Annotated in this window: 18 protein-coding genes; 10 read left to right on the top strand and 8 right to left on the bottom strand. The window is 35.6% G+C overall.

Going from position 1 to position 17,869, the window contains the following annotated elements; genetic code table 11:
• Positions 1 to 2: 2 nt before the first annotated feature.
• Together IPJ80_04440 and IPJ80_04445 are read right to left on the bottom strand one after the other, a co-directional pair.
• Positions 3 to 851 (bottom strand): phosphate ABC transporter substrate-binding protein, encoded by an 849-nt coding sequence (locus IPJ80_04440; protein MBK7912727.1) that lies wholly within the window; start codon positions 849 to 851, stop codon positions 3 to 5.
• An 11-nt stretch (positions 852 to 862) separates the two neighbouring features.
• Positions 863 to 2,095 (bottom strand): hypothetical protein, encoded by a 1,233-nt coding sequence (locus tag IPJ80_04445; GenBank protein ID MBK7912728.1) that lies wholly within the window; start codon positions 2,093 to 2,095, stop codon positions 863 to 865.
• Between the two features lie 120 nt (positions 2,096 to 2,215).
• Here IPJ80_04445 and IPJ80_04450 point away from each other — a divergent pair, with 120 nt between their 5' ends.
• The gene (locus IPJ80_04450; GenBank protein MBK7912729.1) at positions 2,216 to 3,574 is read left to right on the top strand and encodes an FAD-dependent oxidoreductase; all 1,359 of its coding nucleotides are present in this window, start codon (positions 2,216 to 2,218) and stop codon (positions 3,572 to 3,574) included.
• A 282-nt stretch (positions 3,575 to 3,856) separates the two neighbouring features.
• On the opposite strand, the gene IPJ80_04455 is transcribed toward IPJ80_04450, so the two are convergent.
• From IPJ80_04455 to IPJ80_04470, 4 genes are all read right to left on the bottom strand, one after another.
• Complete coding sequence (locus IPJ80_04455) at positions 3,857 to 4,282, bottom strand: hypothetical protein (protein MBK7912730.1); 426 nt, start codon at positions 4,280 to 4,282, stop codon at positions 3,857 to 3,859.
• Positions 4,283 to 4,622: 340 nt separating this feature from the next.
• Positions 4,623 to 5,372 (bottom strand): hypothetical protein, encoded by a 750-nt coding sequence (locus IPJ80_04460; GenBank protein ID MBK7912731.1) that lies wholly within the window; start codon positions 5,370 to 5,372, stop codon positions 4,623 to 4,625.
• Positions 5,373 to 5,513: 141 nt separating this feature from the next.
• The gene (locus tag IPJ80_04465) at positions 5,514 to 7,130 is read right to left on the bottom strand and encodes a hypothetical protein (protein ID MBK7912732.1); all 1,617 of its coding nucleotides are present in this window, start codon (positions 7,128 to 7,130) and stop codon (positions 5,514 to 5,516) included.
• Between the two features lie 178 nt (positions 7,131 to 7,308).
• Positions 7,309 to 7,584, bottom strand: coding sequence for an HU family DNA-binding protein (locus IPJ80_04470; protein ID MBK7912733.1), 276 nt, complete (start codon positions 7,582 to 7,584; stop codon positions 7,309 to 7,311).
• Positions 7,585 to 7,771: 187 nt separating this feature from the next.
• Here IPJ80_04470 and IPJ80_04475 point away from each other — a divergent pair, with 187 nt between their 5' ends.
• From IPJ80_04475 to IPJ80_04485, 3 genes are all read left to right on the top strand, one after another.
• Entirely contained in the window at positions 7,772 to 7,978 is a 207-nt protein-coding gene (locus IPJ80_04475) for a hypothetical protein (protein MBK7912734.1), read from the top strand.
• An 83-nt stretch (positions 7,979 to 8,061) separates the two neighbouring features.
• Entirely contained in the window at positions 8,062 to 8,967 is a 906-nt protein-coding gene (locus IPJ80_04480) for an AraC family transcriptional regulator (protein MBK7912735.1), read from the top strand.
• A gap of 136 nt (positions 8,968 to 9,103) precedes the next feature.
• On the top strand, positions 9,104 to 9,520 hold the full coding sequence (locus tag IPJ80_04485; protein MBK7912736.1) for a cupin domain-containing protein: 417 nt from the start codon (positions 9,104 to 9,106) through the stop codon (positions 9,518 to 9,520).
• A 113-nt stretch (positions 9,521 to 9,633) separates the two neighbouring features.
• Here the strand turns inward: IPJ80_04485 and IPJ80_04490 are convergent, their stop codons facing one another.
• Both IPJ80_04490 and IPJ80_04495 read right to left on the bottom strand, forming a co-directional pair.
• The gene (locus IPJ80_04490; GenBank protein MBK7912737.1) at positions 9,634 to 10,506 is read right to left on the bottom strand and encodes a hypothetical protein; all 873 of its coding nucleotides are present in this window, start codon (positions 10,504 to 10,506) and stop codon (positions 9,634 to 9,636) included.
• A 301-nt stretch (positions 10,507 to 10,807) separates the two neighbouring features.
• Positions 10,808 to 10,987, bottom strand: coding sequence for a hypothetical protein (locus tag IPJ80_04495; protein ID MBK7912738.1), 180 nt, complete (start codon positions 10,985 to 10,987; stop codon positions 10,808 to 10,810).
• 572 nt (positions 10,988 to 11,559) lie between these two features.
• Between IPJ80_04495 and IPJ80_04500 the strand changes: the two genes are divergently transcribed.
• From IPJ80_04500 to IPJ80_04525, 6 genes are all read left to right on the top strand, one after another.
• Complete coding sequence (locus IPJ80_04500) at positions 11,560 to 12,900, top strand: hypothetical protein (protein MBK7912739.1); 1,341 nt, start codon at positions 11,560 to 11,562, stop codon at positions 12,898 to 12,900.
• Positions 12,901 to 12,914: 14 nt separating this feature from the next.
• Positions 12,915 to 13,244, top strand: a complete 330-nt coding sequence (locus tag IPJ80_04505; protein ID MBK7912740.1) for a DUF4286 family protein — start codon at positions 12,915 to 12,917, stop codon at positions 13,242 to 13,244.
• Positions 13,204 to 13,722: an isoprenylcysteine carboxylmethyltransferase family protein gene (locus IPJ80_04510; GenBank protein ID MBK7912741.1), complete on the top strand. Its 519-nt coding sequence runs from the start codon at positions 13,204 to 13,206 to the stop codon at positions 13,720 to 13,722. Before IPJ80_04505 ends, IPJ80_04510 begins: the two co-directional genes overlap by 41 nt.
• A complete protein-coding gene (locus IPJ80_04515; protein MBK7912742.1) occupies positions 13,719 to 14,138 on the top strand; it encodes a hypothetical protein in 420 nt (139 codons plus the stop codon). Before IPJ80_04510 ends, IPJ80_04515 begins: the two co-directional genes overlap by 4 nt.
• 9 nt (positions 14,139 to 14,147) lie before the next feature.
• Positions 14,148 to 15,257, top strand: a complete 1,110-nt coding sequence (locus tag IPJ80_04520) for a PrsW family intramembrane metalloprotease (GenBank protein ID MBK7912743.1) — start codon at positions 14,148 to 14,150, stop codon at positions 15,255 to 15,257.
• A 115-nt stretch (positions 15,258 to 15,372) separates the two neighbouring features.
• Positions 15,373 to 17,796: a heavy metal translocating P-type ATPase metal-binding domain-containing protein gene (locus IPJ80_04525; protein MBK7912744.1), complete on the top strand. Its 2,424-nt coding sequence runs from the start codon at positions 15,373 to 15,375 to the stop codon at positions 17,794 to 17,796.
• The last annotated feature ends 73 nt before the right edge of the window (positions 17,797 to 17,869 follow it).

A 17,869-nucleotide genomic window follows, 5' to 3' on the forward strand; every position in this document is an offset into this window, starting at 1 on the left:
CATTAGTTCAATGGAATATATCCGACTTCTTCAACAAGTTTTTGCCCTTCAGGAGAAATACAATAATCAATAAATGGTTTTACCTTACTTTCTATTTTTACATCATAAATATAATAGAGGGGTCTGGCAATAGGATAAGTTTTATCTTTTGCTGTTGCAATAGAAGGCGCAACAAATGTTTTCCCTTCATCGTAAGATACTTTAATTGCCTTAACTCCACTTGATAAATAAGCCACTCCAATATAACCAATGGCACCTTTGGTTTGTCCGACTGATTGTACAATAGCTCCTGTTGCTGGCATATTTAAAACGGTACTGGCATAATTCTTTTTATTCATTACATGTTCTTTAAAAAACTCATAGGTACCTGAACTGTTTTCGCGTGAATAAACAACGATGGGTGCATCCATTCCCCCTAAATCCTTCCAGTTAGTAATTTCACCAGTAAAAATTTTCTCCAATTGCTCACGGGTTAATTGCTCTACCTTGTTTTCTGGATGAACAATAACAGCCAATGCATCCACAGCAATTGTTTTAACTTCAATTTGAATTTGTTTCTCTTGAAATTTTAGTTTTTCTTCGCCTTTTATATCTCTGGATGACATGGCAATGTCTGTATTTCCGTCCATAAGTGCAGTTATACCGGTTCCACTTCCACCTCCCACAACTGCAATGGATTGATCCGTATGTGTTTTCATATATTGCTCTGCCGATTTTTGTGCCAATGGCAAAACCGTATCGCTTCCTTTAATATTTAAATTTTTTGATCCTGCGGCTTCTTTCTGCTGATTTGCATTATTACAAGCGCCAAAAAATAAAATACTTAATAATAAAATACTTTTAATGTTCATATCAATTCGTTTTAAAATTTAAATTGTGTTCTAATTGTAAATACATTGTCTTTTAAATCTTCAGCATATCCATTTAAATGGGTGGCTTTCTCATTTTGAATAAATTCATAGTACAGCATAATTCTCATATTGCTCAAATAATAATTAAAACCAAGTCCCAAAGTATTGTATTTAATATCTGTAGCATTCAATTTATTATTATTTCCTATATCATCTGCTTCAACATCTGTATTCGGATCATACCAATCGTATTTTACAACCAACTGTAAATTGGTTTTACCAATGTTTTGCAAAAAATAAGTCGAAAGTGAGTTAAATTTTCTGGAATAAATATCATAATTTGCTATGGTACCACTTCTAGGACTGTCTGAAGTTGAAGAAGATGCTGGCTGGGTTCCATTAATCCATTCCGCTCTCAAGGTCGTGGTTCCTAAATTGGAGTTTATTGCATATTGAATGTCTGCGCCAACGTACTGTCTGAGTGCACCATCTCCTTTCTTGTTTTCAAGAGTATCTTGCAACACAAAAGCCACTAAACCATTTTGTGAACTTGTTTTATAACTATACGGCGTGCCTTGAATCACTTTACCATGATAAAAAGAAACGCCCCCACTCAATTTTGTAGCTTTTATTTTCTTATCAATCGAAATTCTTGCAACTAAATCTTTATAGGAATCAAAATCCGCTACGGTGGCGTTACCATTATAAACTCCTAATTCAAAATTAAAAGGTTTCAACTTGAAATAGTTCACTTTAAACCCAAGATCCGCCTCAGCCGGCAACATGGTTGTAGAAAAACGAGCTCGTTCCGGGCCCTCATGCACCAAAGTTGAATACGATTGTTCGAAACCAAATGGCCTTGGAAAAATCCCTGCAGTGTATTTCAAACCTACTTTATTCATGGTATACGAACCAAAAACATCGTGAAGTGAAATTCCTTTTTCAGTATTTTCAGTTACAAGGACCAACTCATAATCCTCCGTATGGTAAGCAACTTTCACCCGTGCCCTTCGGACACTGAATCGTTTATCAACAGCGGAAGCAAAATCTCCACCCGGATATTTGATTCCTTTGGATTGAGCCCATTGAAATTCCGGTTGGAAATACCCACTGATTTTGACCTTTTTAATATTTTTTATTTCATTTTGCTGAGTATTCAATACAGAATCCAGCATTTCAAGATTTTGCGCATGCATAGAATATACTCCAAGCATGAGCCATAGAAAGACCATTATGTTTTTCATTTCAACTTTTTACACTGCAAAATTAGGATGAAGCGCTTAGTCCAATATTAAGCCAATATTAAGAAAACCAAATTGTCTAAAAATTGGAGCATATTTCTATATTTACCTTAAATAATAAAGATGAAACGAAGAGATTTTCTCAAAACCGGAAGTTTACTAGGCGGAATGGCTCTGGTCGGCCCTGATTTAATTAAATCCAGCTTAAATACTAAGAAAAAACCTAAAAAAGTATTGATTTTGGGTAGCGGTTTTTCAGGATTGGCTGCAGCATATGCGCTCAAAAAGAAAGGAATTAAATACCAAATCCTCGAAGCCCGCAATCGAATTGGAGGCAGGGTATTTTCATTTAATCCAAATCCGGAATTAAATCTTACCATCGAATTGGGTGCAGAATGGGTTGGGGAATCTCACACCCGGATCATAGAACTCTGCAAAGAATTTGGTTTAACACCCGAAAACAACCAGTTTGATACCCATCTCAACTTTGAAGGCAATTATTTTAAAGCCGGGGCTTGGAATTTGAGTCCGGAATTGGAAAAATTCTGGAATGCCAAAACAACCCTCTGGAATGCCTTAACCCCAGTACAAAAACGCAAATTGGACAAACAGGATTGGTGGCGCTATTTATCCAATAAAGGATTTTCAGATCGAGATTTATTGTTGCGTGAATTGATGGATAGTACAGATTTTGGTGAAAGTATTCGGCATACTTCAGCCTATGCAGCATTTGCAGAATATGCAGAGAGCAGTGAAAAGAATGAAATGGATCTTAAAATCAAAGGAGGAAATGGTTTATTGGCAGAAAAATTAGCAGATGCAGTTGGGCGCGAATTTATTTTGACTCAACATACCGCAGTTCAAATCAATCAGGATGCTATAGGCGTTAAGGTGATTTGCGACAACGGAAAAAGTTTTTCTGCCGACCGATTAATTTGTACGGTTCCACTCTATGCGCTTCAAAAAATAAAATGGAATCCAGGATTGCCATCATACCAACTTGACGCCATTAATTCTTTACAATATGCGCGTATCGGAAAATTTCCAATGGTATTTAAAGAGCGCTTTTGGAAGGAAGAAAATTTTGATATGCTAACCGATACGCCTGCACATTATTTTTATCATGCGACTAAAAATCAGGCTGGTCCTTCTGGTGTTTTAATATCCTATGCAATTGGAGAAAAAGCTGATTCTATGGCCTCAGTAACCAAACAACACCGCGAAGAATTAATTTTAAATGCACTTAAGCCCGCTTTTGGTGATGTTCGAAAATACCTCAGTGAAAGTTTGATGTATTATTGGGGAGTGGATAATTATTCTAAAGGAGCTTATGCATTTTATGGGAAAGGACAGTGGTTTGGCACAATGCCGATTTTAAAACAAGCACATCTAAATACACATTTTGCCGGAGAGCATCTGGCGGATTGGCAGGGATTTATGGAAGGCGCAATCAACAGCGGTGAAGAAGCAGCAGAATTTTAAATTGTTGCTTATATGTATAATATAATGCACAATTTTCAATGACTATTGGCTCTTACTTTGATCATTGAACATTGAGCATTGCTCATTGAATATTAAAATGTCTAATCGAAGAATCAAAAGAAATGCTCAATACACAATGCTCAATTTTCAATGACTATTGAAAAATAATAAATTTAATTTGAATCAAGAATATTTTAAACAAAAAAAAATGAAGCAACTAAAAGCTGCTTCATTATAGTCTGGGACAAAGATTGCTTATTCAGCAATATCAATTTTCAAATACTAAAGGTTTATAAGTTCGCTGTCATTTCCAGCTTTAACACGTAAACGGTATTTTTTACCTTTTGCTAATTTTCCTGCATCGATAACAATATCACCTGTTGCATTTTGGCTAATTGCACTTTGTCCGTTTGGTACAACTGCACCTGCAGGATCCAATACATCAAAACTTAAGTCAATTCCTTGATTTTTTCCTTTAAATAAATTGGATGAAACCAATTTTGTAGCTGGTTTAGCACCTTTTTTAATAGAAGGGGTACTAACATAAATTTTTGGACAGCAACTTACGTGAGCCATTGGAGTTGTTGCACCTTGTCCACCAGAAGCAGTGGTAGCTCCTTGACCCGGTTTGCCTTGTGGTTTAACTTCAGTTTGAGCGAATAAACCAGTTGTAATAATAAAAGAGCAGAATACTAATACTTTTTTCATGTTTTAAAAAAATTTAAATTGTTAATGAATATACGTTTATTTTGTTTTAGAACTAATTTTTTTATAATAAGCAATCATCAAATTCTAATTTAGGTTCCATATTTGAAAGAAGGTTATCATGCAATTCGACTTTTTTTTTAATTTCAGAAATCTTGTTAGAAATCTGGTCAATTTTATTTAAAATTTGGTTTAGCTATTCATATCACATGAATACAGCCGCTAAATATAGCTTTAATTCTCTGTTAATTTAGAAGGGCGTCATAAAAAATAGAAGCAGTACCCTGTACTGCTTCTATGATTCACCCGAATCAAATTTCAGAACGCTTGTATTTTAAGTCAATCAGAGTACGCTCACCTGATAGGTGACATCCACCACAAACTCATATTCCTGGATTTCTCCATGGAAATGGAGTAAGTGGTTTCCTTTAGACAATGGCTTTAATAGAATCCAATATCCATCTGACACGGCATCTTGCTTGATCCCTAAAATACATGGATCCAGGCAGGTGCTTAGGTCCGGATCACCAACAAATGTGAATAAATTAGTAGGTACGCGGAATTGCTCCAGTCCACCAATGGGCTTTCCATCCAATTCCACTGAAAGGTTTCCGGCCATATCTATGGCATTTCTTGCACCATCTTTTAGGTAATCTTCCAGCGTTTGTCCTGGAGCCAGGGTGTAATCCAAGTTTGGACAAGGAGCATCATTGATTACATTAATAATTGGAAACAAAATTCCTTTTCCATAGGGTATCACTACTTTTCTGGTTGAAAATCCACCAGAATTGCCTACCAAGAAATAAACCGGACCTTTTTGACCTTTGTCTGCATGGATTCCGGTTTCATCCATCAAAGGGTTAATTTCGCAGGGCAAACTAAACGCATAACGCCACCAGTCCTCCGTCCACGATGCCAATGGTTTACCAAAGGGCTGTGAATTTAACGGAAACACTTTGTTGTTAGCCTGAGTTCGACCATCCAATCCAGTGACGACACGCACTGGCTCTAACTGCTCTTCATCTTTGCAGGCAGTTACGATAACAGCGAGGAATGCAATGACTGCAATTCCCCAATTCAAAATCTTTTTCATAGGGTGTAAAAATTTAAATGATTGCCTACTCTAGCGGATTTTCGGCATCCTCCGCATTCTAATAGTTATATTTAAATTAAATTACTGATTGAGTTGAAAAGTAATCACATGCATGGACACCTTTCTTAAAATGGAGATTAACTATTTTAGAAATTCCAAAAACAAACGCAAGCTATGTTGATACTCAAACACATTTTGAGATTTTAACTCAGAAAGTTCAAAGGCTATTTCATAGGCTTTCTGATTTTTTAATTTATAGGCAGCACAAATTAAAGCGAAATCAATAAATGCTTTTTGACATTTATTAGAAATCGTTTTACTCTTTCCAAATAAGTTGTTGAACTTCTCAATACAATCCTTTTCTGCTATTTGTCTGTCATTTTTATAACTTGAATGAATCATAGCTGTAACCTTGTTTCGAACTTGCCACATTGCTAAAGGTGTATTGCTCCCCAAATTAAATGCAAGATTTGAATCTGTAAAACGAACCAAGATATTCGATGAACTTCTATAGGCTTTATTTTTTTGCATTTTATCAGCCTCGCCTTTTGCCAGTTTATAAAGTTCACGATCCAAAGGTCTAAAACCAAATCGATAGTAAAACCAAAATGCACCGGATTCAATGCCTTCCGGATTATTTAATCCATATTGATAGGGTTCAATTTCAAAATAATCAACAGAAAATAGTTGGCGGTATGTCCTCAATAATTGGGCCATTATAAATCCGGACTCTCCACCACGAAACCAATCAAAAATATTAATGCCAAATAAAGCCCGATTGCCCATAATCCAGGCTCCACCATACGCAGCAGGATAACCATTTTTAAATAAGGTATAACCAACATAGGATTCCAGGGGAAGTTGCCTTTCAGGAACCATCGTAAACACAGCAACAGAAATTCCTCTGTCCAATGGATAATATCGAATGCTGCTTTCATCTAAATACGTTACAGGATCGGTTTCCCTTTGCAGCAGTAATAATTTAATTTTAGAAACCTTTACAATCTGCTGTTTCCAGGCTGAATCGGACAAATAAACTTCAGGCAAAGCTGTATTTAAAATTTCTGTGTAATTCCATTTTTTTTGAATTTCTTGCTGATAATAAATTGCTTGAACTGGTAGGCAGTTATAAGCTTTGCTCAATCTTTTGTTTCCAGTTGTTTGAACTTGAAAGTTTAATTGAAGTTTATCAAATAAATAATCTTTAATTAATGGTGTATTGTTGAACTGCTTGAATTGATTTATTAGAAATGGAAGTAATTTGGCATTACGGATTTGCAGTGCATCCAATATAGATTCATTCGTGTCACATATTGCTGTAAACTCTTTTTCAATATCCGGTAAACTTAATTTTAATAAATCGATCAATTCGGTTCCATTCTGATCCGGCAGATCACAATGAACTTTAATTTTAGAATCCAATAACCAGGAAACCAATTCACAGGAAAGACTTGAATACAAAGCCGTGTACGGAAGACCCGAATTTTCAAAATACTTTTTTTCGATTGGTCTCAGGTTTTTTAGAAATTTTGTAATCCGTAATAATTCCCGCTTACACCAATTTTGTAAGTTATCAGTTTCAGGATGGGCTTGTAGAAATAATAACAGATCATGATATTTAATAAGCAATTTAGTTTTTGGAAGTTGTTGCTTATTCAAAATCTTAAGTAATTGAATTTTTTGTATAGCAGAATCTTGAGAAAATTGGGTTTGAATTTTAAGCAATTTCTTGAGAGCTGATTGGAATGAATGATTCATAAAATGGATTTCAATTTAATACTAATAATGTGGTATACGCTATACATGAATTGTTCAAAAAAACAATTCTAAGATCCTTCACAGTTTTGTAAATATATAAAACCAATTCCTTTAAAAATGGCAAAAAAAAACCCGGAAGTTAATACTACCGGGCTTTCATAATTCAAGTGAGAATGAATTACTTCTTTACAGCATCAGAAAGGCCTTTGCCCGCTTTAAAGCGAACAACTCTTCTCTTAGGTATTTTGATTGGTTTACCGGTAGCAGGATTTCTTCCGGTTCTTGCTTTACGCTCTGCAGTAGAGAATGTACCAAAACCTACCAAAATTACACTTTCAGCTTTTTTCAAACTTTTTTCGATAGAAGTAAGAACTGTATCTAAAGCGGTACCTGCCTGTGCTTTAGTAACTTCTGCTTCTTTTGCGATCGCACTGATCAAATCAGATTTATTCATTGTTTTAAAGTTTTAATGGTTAATTTTACGACACAAATATATATTACATTTTTTGTTTATACAATACATATATAAAAATATTTTATGTTTCAAGAGCTTTAAATTCAGGCATCCCGGCGCAGTTGTCGTTGTAAATGCCTGTAAAATAAGCAACTCTACACTAAAATTCGATATAAAAGCCCGTAAAATGGAGTACTTTTTAACACAAATCCGTACAAGAATAGGCTTAATGGCATTGCTCATTTTTGTCATTTTTACTGCTTGCCACCGGGGAAGTGGTTGTCCATCTGAAGATGCGCAGGTTAAAACGAATAAGAAAGGGATGCCAACCAAAAAATCTGAATCGGGCCTGTTTGACAAAAAAACATCTAAAAAAATGCATCTTAACAAGTAAGGATTCGGTTCAAGAATCTTAATTTTAAATTAAAACACTCTGATTTATAAATTCATACATTTAAATTGCTAATCGCATTCTGAATGGAAAAAAAAGACGTCCTATTAATAAAGGATCTTGCCTCTTTTGAAAAATTGGTTAACAGGGACCAACAGGCCTATGATATTAATATGATGCTTTTGCCTGGAACTCTTGAAGATAAGCACAAAGATGTCGATGCAACCAAAGGGATTCGTGCGCTTAGAAGACAATTTAATTTAATCTACATTCTAACCGAAGGAGAACATGATGTATTATTAGGGGCGGACTATCGATGGCTTAAACCAAATGATCTGGTGATCGTTCCGGAAAACATGGTTTATGCCTCCAAATTTATTCGAAATTGTAAAGGGTATTGCTTGCATTTTAAAACAGAATTCATTCAAAATTTATTGAATGGGCCACTGACAGAAGAATTTCCATACTTTCATTTTGATGCCGAACATATAATTAATTTAAATGATGCGGATACTAAAAGTATTCAACAGGCATTTCAGGATATCATTCGCGAATACCAATCCTTTTCCTATGAAAAAGATTTTATACTTCGCAATTTTTTATTAATCTTACTCCATCGAATTCGTGAAATATACCGACCCTATATTCACAAATTAAATGAACAAAGCAGCAGAGCTTCCCGTCTTGCCAATAAATTTAAACATTTGGTAGAAAAGGAATTTATCAACAACCGATCCGTTCAAGCTTATGCTTCGCAACTTGCCATCAGTCCAAAATATTTATGCGATGTAGTTAAACAAACTTTTGGTAAAACGCCGCGTGCTTTTATAAATGACATGCTTTTATTAGAGGCCAAGGTGCAATTAGGATCCACCGATAAATCGGTATCGGAAATCGCTTATGCATTACAATTTGAGGACCAATCCCATTTTAGCCACTTTATAAAGCAACAAACCGGGCTGAGTCCGCTGGCATTGCGTCAGATTCTCTGATTTTTACATGATAAGGTGTGTTTTGTACACAAAGCTTGCTTCATAGCGCATTTACATTTGCATTATCAATTTTTTTATTAATTTTTTAAATCAATTTATTATGCAAATCAAATTATTTTTATTCATTTTGGCGTGTATGGGTTTTATTTATACAGAGACTTATGCTCAAGCGCCAACAGAAACTACCAGTCACGCAAAAGCTGAAAAAGTAAATTTCTCAAAACCAACAGACGTTCGAAGTTTTCCATTAGGAAAAGTTGACCTGGTACAAGTTGGTGGTGCAACCATTGGTCGCGCTGTTTTTCAACCTGGCTGGAGATGGTCTAAATCAGTAAAACCTTTGGCAAAGACTGAAAGTTGTGAAGCTCCTCATTTTCAATATCACATTGCAGGTACTCTGCGCATCAAAATGGATGACGGTACTACATTTGATTGTAAACCAGGTGACGTATCGTATTTACCTATGGGACACGATGCTTGGGTTGTTGGAAAACAAGCTGTGGTTGTTGTAGATTTTCAAGGAATGATAGACTATGTAAAATCTTTAAAATAAATTTCGCTATTAAACTTAGCGAAATTGATTTAAAAAGATCACCCCGCCTGAAAATATTCAGAACGGGGTGATTTTTTTATGTCATAGAGCCTTAAACCGGGCTCTGAATCATATTATCTGCGTTTAACCCGTGTAGTAGTTCGTGTAGTCTTGGTTTTGCCTCTTGGACCTGTCACAGTAGTTTTGGTACGAGTAACCCGATAGGATTTAACATGAGCTCCATGACGTCTATTGACTGTTACTGATGTAGTTCTTACCGGAGTATAAACGCGATGGGCATGGACCACCCGATGCGTATGAACAACTGCAAATCCAGGTCGGTATCTTGCTCTAAATGGGTGAAAGACCCTCCAGCCTAAAGGCCTCCAGGGACGCCAGTAACTTGGATACACGCGCCATCTCCAGGGAGAAACCCAGGGTCTGTATGCAGGAGCATAAACAAAACGTACACATGGCCAAGGCCAAACATTAATCACAATGGCATCCTCTTCTTCAAAATTTATGGCAGAAGGTCCGCTTTTGGTTCTGGGTTCCATTTTTACATCATCTTTCTGGTCAGTCCCATCTGAAGGTTCAACTATTTGCTGGATTCCGAAAATATCCTCATCTCCAATAATTTGTATTACAGCAGATTCTTTACCATCTTTCTCCAATTCAATCACGGCAATATCTTGACTCTCCGTTTCAGAAATTGGCACCTGCAAAATAAATGCATGCGCATCTTGATCCATTTTGCTTATCACCCGAATGTAATCAATGTCCCCGTCTTCATTTAAATCCAAATTGTTGACATGATTGCTTTCCGTATTCAATAATTTTTCAAAATCCTCCGGTGAACTGGCCATTTTAAATAAATTTAAAGCGCCTTCCAAACTAAAATTGTCACCCGGCAATCCTGTAGAATCGGACATCTCTTGAGCCTTACTCAAAGTACTAATGCTCATAGCACTTAAAAATAAGCTTAGATATAATGTTGTTTTTTTCATATGATTGATTTTTATGTAAGACTGCGAAGTTAGCGAAAAGTTTAATATGCTTTGTAGGTATAATTATAAGTTTTTATAGCCACGAATGCACGAATTGAGGACTAATTGAAATATAAATTATTGCCACGAATGCACGAATTAAGGACGAATTGAAATATGAATTATTGCCACGAATGCACGAATTAAGGACTAATTGAAATATAAATTATTGCCACGAATGCACGAATTAAGGACTAATTGAAATATGAATTATTGCCACGAATGCACGAATTAAGGGACTAATGAAATATATTATTTGTCTTTAATTAGTGGCATTTTTTCGTGTATTCATTCGTGTATTCATTCGTGTATTCGTGGCATTTCCTCCATTCGTCTTCCATTCGTGCATTCGTGGCATTTCTTCCATTCGTCTTCCATTCGTGCATTCGTGGCATTTCCTCCATTCGTCTTCCATTCGTGCATTCGTGGCATTTCTTCTCACTTCTTCATTCGTGGCAAAGATTTATTTTATAACCAGCATGAGACTCGATAGATTCTATACTTGAAGGAATCATTCTAAAAATCCACCAATCCATTTAATTGTCTCAATAGGACGTGTTGTGCGTATTAAAATAGCATACTTTCAAATTGACTAAACTATCAAATAAGCTTTTAGATCTAAATGCAAGGGGAATCTAATGGGTATATCTTAAACTGAGATACAACTTAAGCTTTATACTCTGCCAGCTTATATTAAAGAAAATACAATCAAAAATTACAACTTGCCATCAACTTATAAAACCTAAGAAAATAGTTACAAGCATAATTTCATTTATGTAACTTACAGAAAATCCATAACTTATACATTTAATGGCAAATTAAAATTCACAAGTACCTCGTATTAAATTCAATTTTAGATTCCAATTACGGTTGTTTAAATGGACTTTAGGTCCATGTTATTAAATCTCAACCGATCCATGCTTAAACCCCTTACCATCAGGCAATTCTGGCAGAATCTTTGCAGGGTAATGTATGAACTGCCTCAAGATTCTGGAAACCTACAAACATCAACCTATGAAATTACTGCTTGGCGTTATTTTATTAGTTCCCTACTTACTGAATTCTCAAGTTACCGATGGAGAATTTATCAGTGTTTACAAATCCATTCAAAATAAATCTCGCAATGCATTTATATTAAAAGCAGAAGATTCTACCAGCTATAAAAATTTTGAATTGCTGAAAGAAACCAACCAGCTGTTGGACTTCCTATATGAATACATCGATAGCGAACATCGCCTGAATGGTAAAGGAGGATTTAATTTTGCGGGGAATCAGACTTCAAAAAATAATCTCTTTAAAGTAGGCGCCGGTGTAAGTATCGACCAGGGAGTATATCCCTACGAGTTGGATTTTTCCGCCAATGTGCAATCCCTTTTAAAAGATGGTGACTTTCAGGAAAACTTTTCTGACCTGGATATCTCGTTCGATTTTCACCCTTATACACCCAGTGCATTTTCAAAACAAAAAAAATATGAAGCCAAAATAAATGAACTGGAACACGAAAAAACCACCAACTCCACTGAAGAAGAAAACAAACAATACCTACTCAATAAGTACATGTCCAAAATTGAAAAAGTACAGGATATCAACGGACTTTGGCTTGAAAACTATGTAATTCTGAAACGAAGCAGTGACAGTTATCTCGGATTGGATCAAGCGTATAATCTGGGTGCCGGTTTCATATTCAGCTTCTATTCAAAAGCCATGACCAAAAAAGGACGTGCAAATCAAGAGGAAATGAATCGGAAACCTACTTACGAAATGCACGGCAATGATTTAATCCGATGCCTTACCAATTGTGCACCCATTAATAATGTATTACAACTAAGTGCATCAGAAATTGAAACTTTGATGTCCGGCCGCTATCGGTTTTTGATTTCAAATCGTAAGCAATACAGCCAATTGCGCTTGTCGTTATTAGTTGGTGCTTATTATGAACTGGAAAAATCAACTATAAGTAACACCATCAATTTTAATGGCAAGGATACTACCATGAGTTTTCCTTTTAAACCAACCAATCGACCCTATGGAGAAATACGTCCAGGCATCGTCTGGAAACCAAAAGACAAATACAAATTAAAAATTTATCCATTTCTAAAAATTCCATTGGATCGAATTAAAGACAAAGTAAGTGAGGGGGCATTATCAGATATACGCACCGATTATTTTATCGATTTCCAAAGTTCATTTACGATAGCAATTGAAGATAATTTTGAAATCGGCATCTATTACAACATGCTTTATGACAATACCCCCTATCGGCTATATTTAAAGCAATCAGATAATAGCTTTATCCTGTTTTCAGGAGAAAATAAACGAAGCAGTTTCGGAATTAATTTAAGTTTTGGCTTTTAATTTTAAAATTAACCATGATCATTTACAATGTATCTGTTAAAATTAATCCAGAGATTCAATCTGATTGGATAAATTGGATGCGAACCCATCACATTCCAAAAGTGTTAGCTACTGGCTGTTTTATTAAATCCAGAATGTCAAAATTGGACATTCAGGAACAAGACGGAATCACTTATATCATTCAATACGAATTGTTAAACTCCGATTTACTAAATCAATACATGATACACTATGCTCCAGCACTTCAAAAGGAGCACATCGATCGCTATGCAAATAAATTTGTAGCTTTTCGAACCATCCTGGATGTTCTTGAAGAATTTTATCCAATCGAACGGAATTCCTGAAAATCCAATGGGGTCCCTGTTTTTTAGAAATCTGATCTTTACAATTTTACAACCTGGTGTGGTTTGTATTGGAATTCCCTGGTTGATCCTAAATAATATACCAGAACTATTTTCAAAAACACCCAGTTATATTCTTATAATAACTTGTGGATGCATGCTTGTTGGAGCAAGCATTTTATGCTATGCTATCTATTTATTTGCAACCATAGGGCATGGCACGCTTTCGCCATTAGACCCAACAAAAAACCTGGTTCAAACTGGATTGTATAAATATTCCCGTAATCCCATGTATGTGGGCGTAATGCTGATTCTCCTAAGTGAATGCTTACTATTTCAAAATCAACAGTTATTAAATTATACTTTAGCAGTCTTTATCTTGTTTAATATATTTATCATCTTTGTGGAAGAGCCTCGCCTGGTTCGAGAATTTGGCCAGGACTATGCTAATTATTGTAAACAAGTCCGACGTTGGTTATGAACTATAAAATATGGAATTATAAAGCTTTCACTGCGATATTGTTCATTTTTTTAATATGCGCATGCAGCTCGCCTAAGAAAGCGATTTATGAAACTACTGCAAATGACGTAGCTCAAATTGAATTAGTTCTTCGTAAAAATCAGAAATTCGAATTATACTTCAAAGATCTGAGCGAACGACCGGAGAAACGTTACAAATTTAAAGGGAGTTGGTCCGAACGCAAAGATCGGATCCAGTTGAATTTTCACCTTGATAAAAACGGTTTACCGGATATCAAGGCGCTGTTTGACCCATCACTTACAGAGGTTAAATCAGTTCGAATCATTGATGCTAAAACCGTAGAATTCAAAAAAACAGATAAAATGATTTATATTTGGGGATTGTCGTGCCCAAAATCAGATCTGGATAAAAAATAAACCTCGCTTATGATAAAGATAAGCTGTCCACAATGCAAAAGCATTCTAACGTTTGAACAAGCAGCTTCTGGTTCACAACGATTTTGTTCATCTTGCGGACTCTCCTTAATCATTCCGATTATTGAATCCCAAGATCATGCTACAGATTCGGAAACTGATGCAGAAAAAATTCAAACCATCAATGAGTCATTCCAAAACATCATTGAAAAGAGTTCGAAACAAGCTCAAACTATCTTAAGGGATCTACAACAAATTCCATTAAAACAGGAAATTATCCCGATAGATCACAGCAATATCAATTTGTTACTTAAAGATTTTATCTTTTGGGCAGTAAGCTTTTTAGGAATTATTCCTTTGTTGATAATTACTGTCAATCAAGTCTCCACCCAACTGACCATGTTTGCCTTATTTTTTGCTTTTGTATGGGGTGTGATCTTTAAAAAATTTATTTTGAATGATTCCGGAACAAAACGTCTGGCAGTTCCTGCCTTGTTTTTTACGGGCATTATTGGAATTTGGTTATTGCTTTTTATCTACCGATTCCTTCCAGAATTTTATTTAAATCTAGCTGACAATTCCAATTTAATTGTTTCGCTGTTAGGGTATATTGTTCAGGTTGGGATTTGTGAAGAATTAATCAAAGCATTACCAATCTATATAGCCATAAAATGGTTTCGCAAAGATTTGAACATACTTTCTCTGGTTACAATAGGGGTATTTAGTGGGTTGGGATTTGCAGCTTTTGAAAATTTACATTACGGTGAAACAGCCATTGGATCCGCATACACCAAAACAATAAATTACGGAGTTGAAGGCCTGGTTTCGGGAGTTCAAAATGCCATGGTCCTGGTTATGTTGCGATCACTGTCATTGGTTTTTTGCCATGCAGTATTTTCTGGCATTGTGGGCTACTTTATTACTACAGCTATTATCCGCAAAGAAAAAAAGGGTGCACTGATTGTCATTGGATTTGCTACGGCTTCCATTTTACACGGAGTGTATGATTGGCTTGCCGGTTTACAACCTACTTTAGCAGCATTGCTGGCAGGATTTTCGTTTGCATTATTTTATGGGTATCTCATGAAATTAAAAAATTCAGACCGGCAGATTGCGTTCTAAATTTAGTACTCAGTTTAATTAAGACTTATAAAAAAATTTGACTTTCATGTCATTGACTAAAGTCACTTTATCCAATGAGCAATATCAAATCGGAATATAGGTTCCGTATCGACTTTTGCAAACGAATCGCTTTATTCTGGAAAACAATACACAAATCCAAACCCTTTGCTATCACTGCGGAAGTGAATGCCCAAATCAATCTATTGAAATAGATAACCATTATTTTTGTTGCGAGGGATGCAAAACGGTTTTTCAGGTTTTAAATAATAATCAACTTTGTGACTATTATGCTTACAATTCCCAACCGGGAATTAAGCAAAATAATTCGCAATGGGCTGAGCGGTATGCCTTTTTGGATCGACCAGAATACTGGGATGAATTCATAAGCTTCAAAGAAAAGGACCAATGCAGGGTCCAATTTTACATTCCCCAAATGCATTGCAGTTCGTGCATCTGGTTGTTGGAAAATTTATTTAAACTCAATGAGGGGATCATTAGCAATCGGGTTAATTTTTCCACTAAAGAATTGTTTTTAGTCTTTGACGCCAAAAAAATTAGTTTGCGTCAGCTGGTCGAACTGCTGACTTCCATTGGCTATGAACCAAAACTAGAAATCCAGGATCTTAAATTGGGACTTCAACTTCCAAAAAGAAACCGGGTGCTAAAAATTGGAATCGCTGGATTTTGCTTTGCCAACATTATGATGTTTTCACTACCTGAGTATTTTAATGGTGGGGAATTGGTCGAACAAGATCTCGCAATACTTTTCCGATTGTTTATTTTTATTCTTTCGTTACCTGTCTTGTTTTTTTGCGCTACTGAATTTTTTTCCGGTGCATGGAATGGACTGAAGCTTAAAATGATTACGATTGACCTCCCGATTGCATTAGCATTAATTTTGACATTTTCAAGAAGTATTTATGAAATGCAAATCGGATTAAGCAATGGATATCTCGATAGTTTTTCCGGTATTGTGTTTTTTATGTTATTGGGTCGATTTATTCAGGATAAATCATTTACTTCCTTATCCTTCGACCGTAACTATAAATCATTTTTTCCAATTGCTGTAATGGCAATGAAAAAATCCAAATGGATATCTACACCCATAGAAGCCATTGAAAAAAATGATCGCATCCTCATCCATAATGAGGAAATTATTCCAGTTGATGGTTTATTATTGAATGGCAAGGCTTCCCTCGATTACAGTTTTGTAAGTGGCGAAAGTCAACTAAGTTTTCCAAACTGTGGGGAACGGGTTTATGCAGGTGCACGTCAAACCGGTGAGGCCATTGAAATAAGTGTGATTAAACCTGTTTCACAAAGTTATTTGACCAATCTTTGGAATAATGAAATTTTTAAAACAGAAAAAGCTAAAACATATAAGGAAATTGATCTCATTGCACAATATTTTACATTGGTAGTTATTGTCTTGGCCTTAGCTGCCGGTGTCTATTGGTACACAGAAAATCGACCGGATCTCATGTGGAATGCGGTTACTACGATATTAATAGTTGCTTGTCCCTGTGCGTTATTGTTGGCTGCAAGTTTTACAAATGGAAATTTACTTCGAATTCTTTCCAAAAATAAATTGTACCTAAAGCATCCTTCTGTTTTGGATCAATTGAATCAAATTGATCATCTGGTTTTTGATAAAACAGGTACACTCACTAAAAATGGAAGTCTTAAAGTATTGTATTGTGGAACAAAATTGAGCCAAGATCAGGAAATTCGTTTTTATTCCTTAGCAAAACAATCTACACATCCTTTAAGTCATTCTGTAGCTCAGTATATTCAGGCAAATCAAACAATTCCGGTACTCGAATTTAAACAAATCCCAGGAAAAGGAATTGAAGCATGGATTCAGGAACATCATGTGATTTTGGGCTCCGCTGATTTTGTAAAAGCAGTCGATCCAGAAAATGAAGATCAATCTACAGTCCATATCAAAGAAGATGGAAATTATCTGGGTTATTTTTCCATTGCCCAGGAATTCAGATCAGGTCTTGATGTATTATTTGACAAGTTGAAGTCAAAATACAAACTATCCATGTTAACGGGAGACCAACCCGGAGCAACAACAAAATTGCTTGGCTTATTTCAACAAAAGAATGCCTTGCATTTTGGATTAAAACCCATTGATAAATTGGATTTCATTAGTAAACATCAACAAAAACAGGGTGAAAAAATACTCATGGTTGGCGATGGACTCAATGATTCCGGTGCATTGAAACAAAGTGATGTAGGGATAGCTGTTACAGAAAACCGCAATAATTTTACGCCGGCTAGTGATGGTATTTTAGATGGGTCTTCTTTGCAAAAATTGGCTGATATGCTTCTTTTTGTCAGAGATGGAAAACGTACCATTTACCTGATCTTTATATATTCCATACTTTACAATATAATAGGTGGTTATTTTGCCCTAAATGGAATCCTTTCCCCACTCATTGCAGCTATTTTAATGCCTATCAGTTCGATTTCAATTTTACTGCTTTCCTACGGAATAACTGCTTTTTTAGCCTGGCATCGCAGGCTTTCCTAACTGATAAAAATCATTTAACTGGATGACCGTGGTCTAAGGGATGGTTTTGACCTGCTTTTAATTTTGCTCATCA

The organism is Saprospiraceae bacterium (assembly GCA_016714025.1).
Classification (GTDB): domain Bacteria; phylum Bacteroidota; class Bacteroidia; order Chitinophagales; family Saprospiraceae; genus Vicinibacter.

What these genes read in the sequence shown, in the direction of transcription:
- IPJ80_04470 (MBK7912733.1), bottom strand. Translation starts at nt 7,584, where the DNA reads ATGAATAAATCTGATTTGATCAGTGCGATCGCAAAAGAAGCAGAAGTT.
- IPJ80_04515 (MBK7912742.1), top strand. Translation starts at nt 13,719, where the DNA reads ATGAACTATAAAATATGGAATTATAAAGCTTTCACTGCGATATTGTTC.
- IPJ80_04490 (MBK7912737.1), bottom strand. Translation starts at nt 10,506, where the DNA reads ATGAAAAAAACAACATTATATCTAAGCTTATTTTTAAGTGCTATGAGC.
- IPJ80_04440 (MBK7912727.1), bottom strand. Translation starts at nt 851, where the DNA reads ATGAACATTAAAAGTATTTTATTATTAAGTATTTTATTTTTTGGCGCT.
- IPJ80_04520 (MBK7912743.1), top strand. Translation starts at nt 14,148, where the DNA reads ATGATAAAGATAAGCTGTCCACAATGCAAAAGCATTCTAACGTTTGAA.
- IPJ80_04505 (MBK7912740.1), top strand. Translation starts at nt 12,915, where the DNA reads ATGATCATTTACAATGTATCTGTTAAAATTAATCCAGAGATTCAATCT.
- IPJ80_04475 (MBK7912734.1), top strand. Translation starts at nt 7,772, where the DNA reads ATGGAGTACTTTTTAACACAAATCCGTACAAGAATAGGCTTAATGGCA.
- IPJ80_04460 (MBK7912731.1), bottom strand. Translation starts at nt 5,372, where the DNA reads ATGAAAAAGATTTTGAATTGGGGAATTGCAGTCATTGCATTCCTCGCT.
- IPJ80_04485 (MBK7912736.1), top strand. Translation starts at nt 9,104, where the DNA reads ATGGGTTTTATTTATACAGAGACTTATGCTCAAGCGCCAACAGAAACT.
- IPJ80_04510 (MBK7912741.1), top strand. Translation starts at nt 13,204, where the DNA reads ATGTTCTTGAAGAATTTTATCCAATCGAACGGAATTCCTGAAAATCCA.
- IPJ80_04480 (MBK7912735.1), top strand. Translation starts at nt 8,062, where the DNA reads ATGGAAAAAAAAGACGTCCTATTAATAAAGGATCTTGCCTCTTTTGAA.
- IPJ80_04500 (MBK7912739.1), top strand. Translation starts at nt 11,560, where the DNA reads ATGAAATTACTGCTTGGCGTTATTTTATTAGTTCCCTACTTACTGAAT.
- IPJ80_04465 (MBK7912732.1), bottom strand. Translation starts at nt 7,130, where the DNA reads ATGAATCATTCATTCCAATCAGCTCTCAAGAAATTGCTTAAAATTCAA.
- IPJ80_04450 (MBK7912729.1), top strand. Translation starts at nt 2,216, where the DNA reads ATGAAACGAAGAGATTTTCTCAAAACCGGAAGTTTACTAGGCGGAATG.
- IPJ80_04445 (MBK7912728.1), bottom strand. Translation starts at nt 2,095, where the DNA reads ATGAAAAACATAATGGTCTTTCTATGGCTCATGCTTGGAGTATATTCT.
- IPJ80_04455 (MBK7912730.1), bottom strand. Translation starts at nt 4,282, where the DNA reads ATGAAAAAAGTATTAGTATTCTGCTCTTTTATTATTACAACTGGTTTA.